General features: G+C 68.7%; 12 protein-coding genes. 2 read left to right on the top strand and 10 right to left on the bottom strand.

Going from position 1 to position 13,069, the window contains the following annotated elements; translation table 11 throughout:
• Positions 1-119 precede the first annotated feature (119 nt).
• The 3 genes from Cte04_RS10555 to yjgA all read right to left on the bottom strand — a co-directional run bounded on the left by Cte04_RS10555 (position 120) and on the right by yjgA (position 2,981).
• Positions 120-1,328 (bottom strand): ABC transporter substrate-binding protein, encoded by a 1,209-nt coding sequence (locus Cte04_RS10555; protein WP_083526606.1) that lies wholly within the window; start codon positions 1,326-1,328, stop codon positions 120-122.
• Between the two features lie 356 nt (positions 1,329-1,684).
• Complete coding sequence (gene mog / locus Cte04_RS10550; RefSeq protein ID WP_066476398.1) at positions 1,685-2,284, bottom strand: molybdopterin adenylyltransferase; 600 nt, start codon at positions 2,282-2,284, stop codon at positions 1,685-1,687.
• Positions 2,277-2,981, bottom strand: a complete 705-nt coding sequence (yjgA, locus tag Cte04_RS10545; RefSeq protein ID WP_066476392.1) for a ribosome biogenesis factor YjgA — start codon at positions 2,979-2,981, stop codon at positions 2,277-2,279. The genes mog and yjgA overlap by 8 nt, the downstream gene beginning before the upstream one ends.
• Before the next feature lie 65 nt (positions 2,982-3,046).
• On the opposite strand from yjgA, the gene pmbA reads away from it, so the two are divergent.
• Positions 3,047-4,468 carry a metalloprotease PmbA gene (pmbA, locus tag Cte04_RS10540; RefSeq protein WP_066476389.1) on the top strand — a complete coding sequence of 474 codons (1,422 nt, stop codon included), beginning with the start codon at positions 3,047-3,049 and terminating at the stop codon, positions 4,466-4,468.
• 312 nt (positions 4,469-4,780) lie between these two features.
• A complete protein-coding gene (locus tag Cte04_RS10535; RefSeq protein ID WP_441529264.1) occupies positions 4,781-5,674 on the top strand; it encodes an EamA family transporter in 894 nt (297 codons plus the stop codon).
• Here Cte04_RS10535 and Cte04_RS10530 read toward each other — a convergent pair.
• The 7 genes from Cte04_RS10530 to Cte04_RS10500 all read right to left on the bottom strand — a co-directional run bounded on the left by Cte04_RS10530 (position 5,671) and on the right by Cte04_RS10500 (position 13,067).
• The gene (locus Cte04_RS10530; RefSeq protein WP_066476379.1) at positions 5,671-5,922 is read right to left on the bottom strand and encodes a VF530 family protein; all 252 of its coding nucleotides are present in this window, start codon (positions 5,920-5,922) and stop codon (positions 5,671-5,673) included. The genes Cte04_RS10535 and Cte04_RS10530 overlap by 4 nt on opposite strands.
• A gap of 70 nt (positions 5,923-5,992) precedes the next feature.
• On the bottom strand, positions 5,993-6,796 hold the full coding sequence (hpaI, locus tag Cte04_RS10525) for a 4-hydroxy-2-oxoheptanedioate aldolase (RefSeq protein ID WP_066476378.1): 804 nt from the start codon (positions 6,794-6,796) through the stop codon (positions 5,993-5,995).
• A gap of 18 nt (positions 6,797-6,814) precedes the next feature.
• Positions 6,815-7,789, bottom strand: coding sequence for an NAD(P)-dependent oxidoreductase (locus tag Cte04_RS10520; protein WP_066476372.1), 975 nt, complete (start codon positions 7,787-7,789; stop codon positions 6,815-6,817).
• The gene (locus Cte04_RS10515; RefSeq protein ID WP_066476365.1) at positions 7,786-8,940 is read right to left on the bottom strand and encodes a sialidase family protein; all 1,155 of its coding nucleotides are present in this window, start codon (positions 8,938-8,940) and stop codon (positions 7,786-7,788) included. Before Cte04_RS10515 ends, Cte04_RS10520 begins: the two co-directional genes overlap by 4 nt.
• A 10-nt stretch (positions 8,941-8,950) precedes the next feature.
• Positions 8,951-9,943 (bottom strand): Bug family tripartite tricarboxylate transporter substrate binding protein, encoded by a 993-nt coding sequence (locus tag Cte04_RS10510; protein WP_066476362.1) that lies wholly within the window; start codon positions 9,941-9,943, stop codon positions 8,951-8,953.
• A gap of 43 nt (positions 9,944-9,986) precedes the next feature.
• Positions 9,987-11,465, bottom strand: a complete 1,479-nt coding sequence (locus Cte04_RS10505; protein WP_066476359.1) for an NAD-dependent succinate-semialdehyde dehydrogenase — start codon at positions 11,463-11,465, stop codon at positions 9,987-9,989.
• A 66-nt stretch (positions 11,466-11,531) separates the two neighbouring features.
• Complete coding sequence (locus Cte04_RS10500; RefSeq protein ID WP_066476351.1) at positions 11,532-13,067, bottom strand: D-arabinonate dehydratase; 1,536 nt, start codon at positions 13,065-13,067, stop codon at positions 11,532-11,534.
• Positions 13,068-13,069: the final 2 nt, after the last annotated feature.

Genomic DNA, 13,069 nt, shown 5'->3' with positions numbered 1-13,069 from the left:
GGGGAAATCTGGGGAGATAGCAGCCAGTGCGATTGCAAACTCAAGACCCCCATCGCCATCAAAAAAGGGCTTTGCCGTCACGGCAAAGCCCTTTCCCTTTTCCAACCCCGAAACCCTAATCACCGCCAATACTGGCACTTGCTCTCCGCCTTGGTGGTCCAGATCTGGTCGGCGGGCAGTTTCTTGACGACCTTGTAGTAGTCCCAGGTGCCCTTGGATTCGGCGGGGCTCTTGACCTGCATGAGGTACATGTCGTGCACGTAGCGGCCGTCCTCGCGGATGTAGCCCTGGCCGAAGAAGTCGTCCATCTTCATGCTCTTCCAGGCTGCCATGACCTTGTCGGCGTCCAGCGTGCCGGCCTTTTCCACGGCCTTGAGGTAGCTCATGGTGGCCGAGTAGTCGGCGGCCTGGATCTCGCTGGGGCGGCGCTGGGTCTTGGCCATGAAGGCGTCGGCGAACTTGCGCGAGGCGTCATTCATGTCCCAGTACCAGGGGGCGGTGAACTGCATGCCTTCGGTGGTCTTGAGGCCCAGGCTGTGGATGTCGGTGAAGAAGATCAGCAGGCCCGCCAGCTTCATGTTCTTGGTCACGCCGAATTCGCGCGCGGCCTTGATGGAGTTGATGGTGTCGCCGCCGGCGTTGGCCAGGCCCAGGATCTGGGCCTTGGAGTTCTGGGCCTGGAGCATGAAGCTGGAGAAGTCGCTGGCGTTGAGCGGCGTCCTGACCGAGCCCAGCACCTTGCCGCCCTTGGCTTCGATGACCTTGCTGGTGTCGGCTTCCAGCGCGTGGCCGAAGGCGTAGTCGGCCGTCACGAAGAACCAGGTCTTGCCGCCGGTGTCCACCACGGCCGAGCCCGTGCCCTTGGCCAGGGCCACGGTATCGAAGGCGTAGTGCACGGTGTAGGGGCTGCACTGCTCGTTGGTGAGGGCGGAGGAGCCCGCGCCGTTGTCGACGAAGACGCGCTTTTTCTCCTGCGCCACCTTGGCCATGGACAGCGCCGTGGCCGAGTTGGTGCCGCCGAACACCAGGCTGATGCCTTGCGTGTCTATCCATTCGCGGGCCTTGCTGGCGGCGATGTCGGCCTTGTTCTGGTGGTCGGCCGTGAGCAGCTCGATGGGCTTGCCCAGCACCTTGCCGCCGAAGTCGTCGATGGCCATCTGTATGGCCACGGCGCCGTTCTTGCCTTCCACGTCCGCATAGAGGCTGGACATGTCGGTGATGAAACCGATCTTGACCTTTTCCTGCGCCATGGCGGGCTGGGCGAATGCGGCAGCCAATGCCAGGGCCAGTAGCGAAGCGGAGGGGGCGGACATGGACAAGCGATGCATGAAGTCTCCTGTAAGTGACTGAGGACCGGCGGCAGGGCCAGATAGTTGCCCTGCTAAGCGCCGCGCTGCATCAGGCATGCTAGGGGCGGGCTGCGGCCCTTGCATCGGGGCAAGCACTTGCGGGAAATCCCAGATTCCCCGGTGGGCGCCGCTTTGTTTTCAGGAGCTGGAAGCGCCTGTGGATTCAGGCATTCAGGATGAATCGACATGGAGTGCAGCGAATCGCGTGCGCAAGATGCTTCTCTTTCAAGAGCGGAAGCTGGTGTTTGCCAAGGCAATCAATCACTTGCGCTGGGGATTCGCGGCAACAAAAAAGCAGCCCGTGGGCTGCTTTGCGGAAGGCGTGAGCGGCAAGCTCAGGCCGCCGGTGTGGCGCGGATGGCGCTCTTGGGGCGGAAGGCCTTGCAGACCTCGTCATGGGTTTCGAGGTAGGGCCCGCCGATCAGGTCGATGCAGTAGGGCACGGCCGCGAAGATGCCGTTGACCTTTTGCGTGCCGTCGGCGTTCTTCAGGCCTTCCAGCGTTTCGGCAATCGCCTTGGGCTGGCCCGGCAGGTTGATGATCAGGCTGCGGCCGCGGATCACCGCGACCTGGCGCGACAGGATGGCCGTGGGCACGAAGGCCAGGCTGATCTGGCGCATCTGCTCGCCAAAGCCCGGCATTTGCTTGTCGGCCACGGCCAGCGTGGCCTCGGGCGTCACGTCGCGCAGCGCGGGGCCGGTGCCGCCCGTGGTCAGCACCAGGGAGCAGCCGGCGTCGACCAGCTCGACCAGCGTGGCGCTGATGCCGGCCTGCTCGTCGGGGATCAGGCGCGGCACGAACTCGATGGGGTTCTTGAGCGCGCGGGTCAGCCACTCCTGCAGCGCGGGCAGGCCCTTGTCCTCGTAGACGCCGCTGCTGGCGCGGTCGCTGATGGAGACGATGCCGATCTTCACGGCATCATGGGTCTCACGCATCGTCGGCCTCCTCGTCGTCCGCGGCAGCATCGCTGTCGGCCTTGCCGGCCTTGTCGGTACTCGCCAATTGCTCGCGCACGAGCTGGAACAGCTCGCGGTAGGCGCGGCCCTTGCCGGTTTCCCTGGGCGCGGCATCGGGGCCGGCGGCCTCGGCGGCCGCAGCGGCTTCCGCCCGGGCCTTGTCCAGGTCCTTGCGGGCCTGGCGGATCAGCGAGCGCAGCTGCTGCACGTCGGTGCCGGGGAAGTGGTCCAGCCAGATGGACAGGGCCGATTCCTCGGCGACCAGGCGGTCGCGCCATTGCTCGGCCACGTGCAGGGCCATCTTCTCGCCGGCCGAGCCGGTGCGCTGTTCGTCCATGGCCTGGCGGATGGCCTCGACCTGCTCGTCATGCAGCTTGCGCATGAGCTTGCCGACGAACTGCATCTGGCGGCGCTTGCCTTCGAAATTGGTGATGCGCTTGGCCTCGGCCAATGCGTCCACGAGCTGGTCGGGCAGCTGCAGGCGCTTGAAGAGGTCGGCGCGCAGCGTGAGCAAATCCTTGCCCAGGTCCTGCAGCGCGTCCATTTCGCGCTTGAGGTCGGTCTTGGTGGATTCGGTCGTGCCTTTGAGTTCGGCCTTGAGCTGAAGATCAAGCTCGCTGCCTTCGGCGACGAACTTGCCCTTCACGAAGTAGCCTTTTTTGGGTTTGCGTGACATGGTTAGGGGGCAATAGGGGTGGCAGCACAGGGCGTGCCGCAGTGGCGGCTATCATAGCCGCCGCTATGAAAAAACCTCGTTCCAGCACCGCAAGCACTTCGAGTGCGCAGGCCCAATCCGAACCGCAGACCGGTTTCAGCTTCAGCCAATCCTTTTTTGAAGGCCTGGTGGACCAGGCTCTGGCGCATGCCAAAAAGCTCGGTGCCACCGATGCCGGGGCCGAGGCGTCGGAGGGCTGCGGCCTGTCCGTGAGCGTGCGCAAGGGCCAGCTGGAGACCGTGGAGCGCAACCGCGACAAGTCGCTGGGCGTGACCGTCTACCTGGGCCAGCGCCGCGGCAATGCCAGCACTTCGGACTTTTCCGAGGCCGCCATCCAGCAGACCGTGCAGGCCGCCTACGACATAGCGCGCTTCACGGCCGAGGACCCGTTCGCCAGCCTGCCCGACAGCGCCGACATCGCCCCGCCCGGCACCCACCGCGACCTTCAGCTCTTCCACCCCTGGGACATCTCCAGCGAGGAAGCGGCCGAGATGGCGCTGCGCTGCGAGGAGGCGGCCTTCAAGACGCACAAGCGCATTGCCAACAGCGAAGGCGCGGGCGTATCGGCCCAGCAAAGCCATTTCTTCACGGCCCATACCAACGGCTTTCGCGGCGGTTATGCCAGCTCGCGCCACAGCATGTCGGTGGCGCCGATTGCCAAGCTGCCCGGCAGGAATGGCGAGATGCAGCGCGACTACTGGTACACCTCGCAGCGCCGCGCGGCCGACCTGGCCTCGCCCGAAGCCGTGGGCCGCTATGCGGCCGAGCGCTCGCTGTCGCGCCTGGGCAGCCGCAAGATCCCGACCACCGAATGCCCGGTGCTGTTCGAGTCCCCGCTGGCCGCCGGCCTGCTGGGCAGCTTCGTGCAGGCCGTCAGCGGCGGCGCGCTGTACCGCAAGAGCAGCTTTCTGCTCGATTCCCTGGGCAAGCCCGTCTTTCCCAGGCACATCGACATCGACGAAGACCCGTTCATCCTCGGCGGCAAGGGCAGCTCGCCCTTCGACGAGGAAGGCGTGCGCGTGCAGGCGCGCAAGGTGGTCGATGCCGGCCGCGTGGAGGGCTATTTCCTCTCCAGCTACTCGGCGCGCAAGCTGGGGATGAAGACCACCGGCAATGCCGGCGGCTCGCACAACCTGACCATGACTTCGCGCCGTACCAAGGCCGGCGACGATCTGGATGCCATGCTCAAGAAGCTGGGCACGGGCCTGTTCGTGATCGAGCTGATGGGCCAGGGCGTGAACTACGTGACCGGCGACTATTCGCGCGGTGCCTCGGGCTTCTGGGTGGAGAACGGCGAGATCGCCTTCCCGGTGCAGGAGATCACCATTGCCGGCAACCTCAGGACCATGTTCAAGGGCATCGAGGCCATCGGCGCCGATGCCTACAACTACGGCGCCAAGACCGTGGGCTCCATGCTGATCAACCGCATGAAGGTAGCGGGGAGCTGAGCCAGCCATCGGCTTCACCGCGCGGAACAAAAAGGCAGCCTTCAAGGGCTGCTTTTTTATAGCTGCCTGCGCTTGATGGACAATGGATTGAGGCTTTTTGGGAAGGGGAATCCTGGGCGGCGGGGGCGCGGTGTTTCCCGCCCGGGCGATTGCCGCGGAACCCGCACGGGGCACCGGCCGGCGCGAAGATTTTCTTTGCATCGCAACAAGTGGCGCGCTCCCGCGCCATACTCGGCGGGTTTGCCGCCAAAGACAACAGCCCGTTCCAGGAGATCCATGCGCAGCGCTTGCCCTTCTTCCTCTCCCTCCGGCATGAGCCGGGCCGACTGGCTCAGCGCCCTGATCGTCATCGTGGTCTGGGGGCTGAACTTCATTGCCATGAAGTGGGGGCTGGAGACGCTGTCGCCGCTGCTGCTGTGCGCGCTGCGCTTTGTCGCAGCGTCGCTGCCGTTCCTGCTGTTCGTGCGCCCGCCCGGGAACCTGTCCTGGGGACTGCTGGCCGCTTACGGCCTGGTACAGGGCGTGGGCCAGTTCGGCCTGCTGTTCACGGGCATGAAGCTGGGCATGCCGGCCGGCATGGCCTCGGTGGTGCTGCAGACCCAGGCCTTCATCACCATGCTGATGGCCGCGGCCATGCTGGGCGAGAAGCCGCGGCGCTGGCAGTGGCTGGGGCTGACGATTGCCATCGGCGGCCTGATCTTCATCGGCGCGGCGCATGGCGACAGCGCCACGGACATGACGCTGGTGGGCTTTGTGCTGACCGTGGGCGCGGCCGCCATGTGGGCCGGCTCCAACCTGCTCACGCGCCTGGCGGCCCGGCAGGGCCCGTATGAGCCCGTGCCCTTCATCGTCTGGACCAGCCTGTTCCCCATTGTTCCGCTGCTGCTGCTCTCGATCTGGGTGGATGGCGCGGACTCCGTGCAGCGCCAGCTGCAGGGCATGGGCCTGCGCGAGCTGGGCGTGGTCGCCTATCTGGCCCTGCTGTCTACCCTGCTGGGCTACGGCCTGTGGACCCGGCTGCTGCAGCGCTATGCCGCCAGCACCGTGGCCCCGCTGTCGCTGCTGGTACCCGTGGTGGGCCTGCTGTCGGCCATGCTGATCCTGGGCGAGCGGCCGAATTCCATGCAATGGCTGGGCACGCTGGCCGTGCTGGCCGGCATGGTGATCAACCAGTTCGGCGGGCGCTGGATGGGCGCGCGGTCCTAGCTTCGGCCCTGGCTCTGGCGCTGCTGGCGGCGCAGGGTGTAGAGGTACAGGCTTTCGGTCTTCTCGCGCGCCCAGGGCGTCTTGCGCAGGAATTTGAGGCTGGAGCTGATGCTGGGATCCACGCTGAAGCAGCGCAGGGGAATGTGCTCGCTTAAGGCCTCCCAGCCGTAGTGGTCCACGAGTTCGGTCAGCAGGCGCTCCAGCGTGATGCCGTGCAAGGGGTTGCGTGGTTGCGCAGGCGTATTCATGCCGTGATTGTCCTGCAGGGCCGGCGCGGCCGTGGCCTGCGGGGTTTTGCCTGCGCCGGTGCGCCTGTTATCAGTAGGCCGCTCCGGGGGCGCCGGGCGCCATGGCCGGCGTGCCGCCGAACTGCGTGCGCAGCCTGCGCGCCGCGTTCACGAACATCAGCACATCCACGCCCACGGCCACGAAGGTGCAGCCCAGGTCCAGGTAGCGCTGCGCCAGCGCCGGGTCCGAGGTCAGCGTGCCGGCGGCCTTGCCGCTTGCGATGATGGTCTTCATCGCGCCTTCGATGGCCGCCTGCACCTCGGGGTGGCCGGGGTTGCCGCGGTGGCCCATCGAGGCCGCCAGGTCGGCCGGGCCGATGAAGACGCCGTGCACGCCGTCCACAGCGCAGATGGCGTCGAGGTTGGCCAGTGCGGTGGTGGTCTCGGCCTGCACCAGCAGGCAGATTTCGTCGTCGGCGACCTGCAGGTAGTCGGCGCGGCTGCTCCACTGCGAGGCGCGCCCCACGGCGCTGCCCACGCCGCGCACGCCCCGGGGCGGGTACTGCGTGGCGGCCACGATGGCGCTGGCTTGTTCCGGCGTATCGACCATGGGCACGAGCAGCGTTTTCGCGCCAATGTCCAGCATTTGCTTGATGAGGGCCGTATTGTCCTCCACCACGCGCACCACGGGCTGGCCGGGGTGGGGCGCCACGGCCTGCAGCGCGGCCAGCGTGCTGCGCAGGTCGTTGGGGGCGTGTTCGCCATCGATCAGCAGCCAGTCGTAGCCACAGGTGGCGGCGGCCTCGGCCAGGTAGGGGTCGGCCATGGACAGCCACAGGCCGATGCGGGGCTGGCCTGCGGCCAGGGCGGTCTTGAATGGGTTGTGGGCGGGCATGGGGCGATGGAGAAAGGGTCAGAGCAGATGGCCGGCGGGCAGGGGCCGGCCCGCGAGGTGGTCGACGATGTTGGCGGCGGTGAGGGTGGCCACGCGCAGCGCGGCCTGGCGCGTGACGCCGGCCACATGCGGGGTCAGCAGCACCTGGGGCAGGCGGGTGAGCGGGTGGCCTTGGGGCAGCGGCTCGGTGTCGAAGGTGTCGAGGCCGGCGCCGGCCAGGTGGCCGCTTTGCAGTGCCGCCAGCAGCGCGGCCTCATCGACGACCGGGCCGCGCGCGGTATTGATCAGCAGGCTGCCGGGGCGCAGCAGCGCCAGCTCGGGCCCGCCGATCAGTCCGCGCGTGCGCTCGCTCAAAGGGCAGTGCAGGCTCAGTATGTCCACCTGGGGCAGCAGCCGGTGCAGATCGGGCTCGCAGCCAAAGCCGTCGGCCTGGCTCGCGGGGCGCAGCACCAGCACCCGGGCGCCCAGGGCCGCGGCCAGCTGTGCGGTGGCGCGGCCTATGGCGCCATAGCCCACGATGCCCACGGTGGAGCCGCGAAAGTCGCGCCCCTGCCAGTGGCTGCCGGGCCAGTTGCCGTCCCAGCCGCCGGCGCGCACCTGCCGGTCCAGCTGCGGCAGCTGGCGCACCAGGGCCAGCATCAGCGCCAGCGCATGCTCGGCCACGGCCGGGGCATTGGCGGCCAGCGCCACGGCCACGGCCACGCCTTGCGCGCGGGCGGCTTCGAGGTCCACGCTGTCCACGCCGGCGCCGTTCTTGGCGACGATGCGCAGTGCCGGCGCCGCGCGCAGCACGGCGGCCGTCACGGGCTTGGAGCCGCGCAGCACCAGGGCCTGGGCGCCGGTCTGCGCCAGCCGCCCGGCCAGGCTGGCCTCGGTGACGGGCTCGGCCATGAAGTGGATCTGCCCGCCGGCGGCCTGCACCAGGGCCTGGGCCTCGGGCGCCCAGTGCTCGGCGGTGACAAGAACATTGAATGGAGTATGTGTGGCGGTCATGCTTGTTGGGTCACCCAGTCCGGCTGCACGCGCACATGGCGGATGTGCTGGCGGAACACGGTATAGGCCAGGTGCAGCGCGCCGTCGGCGCCCTGGCGGATGGAGGGGTAGGAGTACTCGCGGTTGCGGCCGCGCTCGGAGTCGTTGCTCATGCACCAGCCGTCGCCCACCTCGAGGTTGCGCTGCCAGGGCCAGGTGAGGCCGTCGTCCGCCGACAGCGCCAGCGTCATGGGCGCACGGGGCGCGCCCCAGAACGCGCGGCGCTCGCCGGCCGCGGCGCTGGCAGGTGTTGCCGAGGCGTCGCCCAGCTCGTCATACAGCGACTCGCGCCGTTCGGTGGCATCGGCGGCGCTGCTGGCGTTGAAGATCATGGCCAGGCGTCCGTCGGCCAGGCGCAGCGCCTGGATGGAGGAGTTGTTGTTGGGCAGGGCCGTGGGTTCGGGCGCCTGCCAGCTCAGGCCGCCGTCGTCGCTGCGGCTGCGGTAGACATGGTCGGCCCAGCGGCTGCGGAAGAACGCCAGCAGGCCGCCGTCAGACGCGGAAACGATGTTCATGTGCACGCAGCCCAGGCTGCTCGGCACGGCGATGCGCTGCCAGCTGCCGCCCTGGTCGGTGGAACGCAGCACGCCGCTGTCGTCGTGGCTGCCGTCCCAGGCCTGGCCGGGCCGGGCGCGGCAGTGGAAGACCGGCAGCAGCCAGCTGCCGTCGGTATGGACAAGGATGGGCTGGCGCACGAAGGTGCCGGCCGGCGCGTCGGCCAGCGTCTCGGTGGGCTCCCAGCTCAGGCCGTGGTCGCGCGACAGGCGCCGGCGCACCACCGAGGTGTCCTGGTGGCCCGAGTGCTGGGCCGTGTGCAGCAACCACAGCGTGCCGTCGGGGGCCGGAAACAGTACGGGATTTTGCTCCGAGCGCTCGGCATCGTGCGACAGCTGCACGGGCTCGGACCATTGGTCGCTGCCGGGGGCCAGCCGCGACAGGAAGACCGAGATGTCGGAGCGGCCTTCCATCGAGCCGCCGAACCATACGCAGGCCAGGGCGCCGTCGCCCAGCACCATCAGGTTGGCGGCATGGGCCTGCACACGCGGCGAGGGCAGGTCGGCCACCTGGCGGGCCGGGTCTTCGGGGTGGGGGCGCAGCAATCCATCGGGCATGGGCTTCTCCTCAATCGGCCTTGATCTTGGCGCTCTTGATCAGCTCGCCGACGCGCTGGTATTCGCCAGGGATGAAGGCGCGCAGCTCGCCGGCATCGCCGTTGCCCGGGGTCACGCCCAGGTCGCGCAGCTTGGAGGCCACCTCGGGCTGCTTCAGGGCCTTGGTCAGCGCGCCGGAGAGCTTGGCGCTCACGTCGGCGGGCGTCCTGGCCGGCGCAAACAGCGCATACCAGGCCGAGAACTTGAACTGCGGGTAGCCGGCCTCGGCAAAGGTCGGCACATTCGGCAGTTCGGGCAGGCGGGCAGGCGCGCCCACGGCCAGGGCGCGCACCTTGCCGCCGCGCAGCAGCGGCATGGAATTGGTGGCCGTGTCGAAGATGACCGGCACGCGGCCGCCGATCAGGTCCACGATGTGGGCGTTGCCGCCCTTGTAGGGCACGTGCGTCATCTGGACCTTGGCGATGGAGACGAACAGCTCGCCGGCCAGGTGCAGCGGCGAGCCGTTGCCGGAGGAGCCATACATAACCGCCTGCGGGTCCTTGCGCGCCGCGTCCACCACGTCCTTGAGCGATTGGTAGGGCGAGTCGTTGGCCGTGATGGCGATGATGGGCGCGCTGCCGATCATGCCGATGGGCTCGAAGTCCTTGACCGGGTCGTACTCGGCCTTGATGAGGTGCGGGCTCGCGGCGTGCGTGGCCAGGCCGCCGACCAGCAGCGTGTAGCCATCGGCCGGTGCGCGCGCCACGATGCCCGCGCCCAGCAGCGCCCCGGCGCCGGGCCGGTTGTCCACGACACTTGCCGTGCCCAGCACCTCGCCCATTTTCTGGCCTACCAGGCGCCCCAGCATGTCGTTGGCGCCGCCCGCGGGGTAGGGCACCACGAAGGTGATGGGCTTGCTGGGGAACGGGCCCTGGGCCTGCGCCAGCGGCACGGCGCCGGCCAGGGCCAGTGCCGCCAGCGCGCCCAGCACGGGCCTGCGGGTGAGGGATCGGGAATGGCTCATGGTTTGTCTCCTGTGGTGGTGTGGTTCTAGCGACCGGGGGGCGTCAATCCAGTTGTCCCTGGCAGACGTACTTGGTGTGCAGGTAGTCGTCGAGTCCGTGCGTCGAGCCTTCGCGGCCGTAGCCGGATTCCTTGACGCCGCCGAAGGGCGCGGCCTCGGCGGCGAGCGCGCCCTCGTTGATGCCGACGATGCCGGTCTCCAGCGCGTCGGCCACGCGCCAGATGCGGCGCACGTCCTGGCTGTAGAAGTAGGCGGCCAGGCCGAAGGGCGTGTCGTTGGCGGCGGCCAGCACCTCGGCCTCGTCGTCGAAGACGGTCAGCGGCGCCACGGGACCGAAGGTCTCCTCGCAGGCGCAGGCCATGCGGGCGTCGGCGCCGGTGAGCACGGTGGGTGCGTAGTAGTGGGGGCCGAGTTCGGCCAGGCGCTTGCCGCCGACCAGGACCTTGGCGCCCTTGGCCACGGCGTCCTGCACGTGGCGCTCTATCTTCTCGACGGCGCGGGCATTGATCATGGGGCCGATCTGCGAGGCCGGGTCGCTGGCCGGGCCGACCTGCAGCGCGGCCACGCGCGCGGCGAGCTTGTGCGCAAACGCATCGAACACGCCGCGCTGCACGAACACGCGGTTGGGGCAGACGCAGGTCTGGCCGCCGTTGCGGAACTTGGCGGCCATGAAGCCGTCGACGGCGGCATCGATGTCGGCGTCGTCGAACACGATGAAGGGCGCGTTGCCGCCCAGCTCCAGCGAGAGCTTCTTGAGCGTATCGGCGCTGCGGCGCGCCAGGTGCTTGCCCACGGGCGTGGAGCCGGTGAAGGTGATCTTGCGCACGCGGGCATCCTGAAGCCACACGTCCACCAACTCGGGCGTCTTCTCGCGCGAGGCGGTGACGATGTTGAGCACGCCGGCCGGCACGCCGGCCTCGTGCGCCAGCAGCACCAGGGCCAGCGAGGTCAGCGGCGTGTCCTCGGCGGGCTTGCAGACCACGGTGCAGCCGGCGGCCAGCGCGGGCGCGATCTTGCGCGCGATCATGGCGGCGGGAAAGTTCCAGGGCGTGATGGCGGCCACCACGCCCACGGGCTCCTTGAGCGCGAACATGCGCCGGCCCGGCAGGGGCGCGGGAATCACCTCGCCGTTCATGCGCGTGGCCTCTTCGCCAAACCATTCGATGTAGCTGGCGGCGTAGGCCACCTCGCCCTTGCCTTCGGCCAGCGGCTTGCCCTGCTCCAGCGAGATCAGCGCGCCCAGGTCATCCTGGTGGGCGATGACCAGGTCGTTCCAGCGCTTGATGATGGCGGCACGCTGCTTGGCCGGAACCTTGCGCCACGCGGCAAATGCGGCATGGGCGGCATCCAGCGCGGCGCGCGCCTCAAGCGCGCCCGAATCCGGCACTTCGGTGATGAGGGCGCCGGTGGCCGGATCGGTCACGGCCAAACGGGGAGCCGGTGCGGCGGGCGCATCGCTCCACTGGCCGGCGATGAAGTTGGCGCTGCGGATCAGGTCGGGGCGGGTGAGGGTCAGGGGCATGGTTTTGAATGAAATTGGCATCCAGGGCTTATGCAGAAAGCGCTAGCAGCTATTGTTTTTGATGGTTCAGCTCACGATGCCCAGGTGCCAGGGCACGAACTCGTGGTCGCCCAGGCCGAGCTGCTCGCTCTTGGTGGCTTCGCCGCTGGCGTGGCGCAGGATCTGCTCGAAGATGCGCTCGCCCATCTCGGGCACCGTGCATTCGCCGTCCACGATCAGGCCGCAGTTGATGTCCATGTCCTCGGACAGGCGCTGGTACATGGGCGTGTTGCTGGCCAGCTTGATGGTGGGCGCGGGCTTGCTGCCGAACATGGAGCCGCGCCCGGTGGTGAAGCAGATCAGGTTGGCGCCGCTGGCAATCTGGCCGGTGGAGGCCACGGGGTCGTAGCCCGGCGAGTCCATGAAGACGAAGCCGCTCTCGGTGATGGGCTCGGCGTATTCATAGACCGCGCGCAGCGGCGTGGTGCCGCCCTTCATGGCCGAGCCCAGCGATTTCTCGAAGATGTTGGCCAGGCCGCCGGCCTGGTTGCCATGGCCCACCACGCCGTTGAACTGGGCGTTCTGGCCGGCCGTGTACTTTTCCCACCAGGCCAGGCGGTCGAGCAGCTTCTGGCCGACCTCGGGGCTGATGGCGCGGCGCGTGAGCATGAACTCCACGCCGTGGATCTCGGGCGTTTCGCTGAGGATGGCCGTGCCGCCGTGGCGCACCAGGATGTCCATGGCCGCGCCCAGGGCCGGGTTGGCCGTGATGCCCGAGAAGCCGTCCGAGCCGCCGCATTCCAGGCCGATCTTGAGGTGGCTCGCGCTCACCGTGCTGCGCTGTGCCTGGTTGGCGATGGGCAGCATCTCCTCGATGGCGGCAATGCCGGCGGCGATGGTGGCGCGCGTGCCGCCCACGTCCTGCATCACGAAGCTGCGCAGCAGCCGGCTTTCGTGCAGGCCCTGCGACTCCATCAGGCCATCGACCTGGTTGCGCTCGCAGCCCAGGCCCACGATGAGCACGCCCGCCAGGTTGGGGTGGCGCGCATAGCCGGCCAGCGTGCGGCGCAGCACGTCGAAATGCTCGCTGGGCGAGGACATGCCGCAGCCGCTGGTCTGCGCGAAGGCGGCCACGCCATCCACGTTCGGGAAGGCCGCCAGGCGCTCGGGCGTGAAGTGCGCGGCGATGTTCTTGATCACCGTGGCCGAGCAGTTCACCGACGACAGGATGCCGATGAAGTTGCGCGTGCCCACGCGGCCGTCGGCGCGCACAAAGCCCTGGAAGGTGGCGCGCTGCTCTTCGGGCACATAGTTCACCGGCCGCACGTCGGCGCCGAAGGCCGGGTCGCGGTAGTAGTCCACCAGCTGCAGGTTGTGGCTGTGCACGTAGTCGCCGGGCTCCAGCTCGCGCGTGGCCACGCCGATCACGGTGTCGTACTTCTTCACCTGCTCGCCGGCGGCGATGCGGCGCGCGGCGATCTTGTGGCCGGCCGGCACCTGGGCGCGCGTGCGCACGCCCAGGCCGGGGATTTCCTGGCCCAGCGCCAGCGCGGTCTTGGCGACGAAGACGTTGTCGTTGGGGTGCAGGTGCAGCAGCGGGCTGGCGGGGGGGCTGGAGGTCATGG

Source organism: Comamonas terrae, assembly GCF_001544075.1.
Taxonomy (GTDB): domain Bacteria; phylum Pseudomonadota; class Gammaproteobacteria; order Burkholderiales; family Burkholderiaceae_C; genus Comamonas; species Comamonas terrae.
Note: the sequence above shows the minus strand (reverse complement) of the source record. Positions and strands in the feature narration are given on the sequence as shown.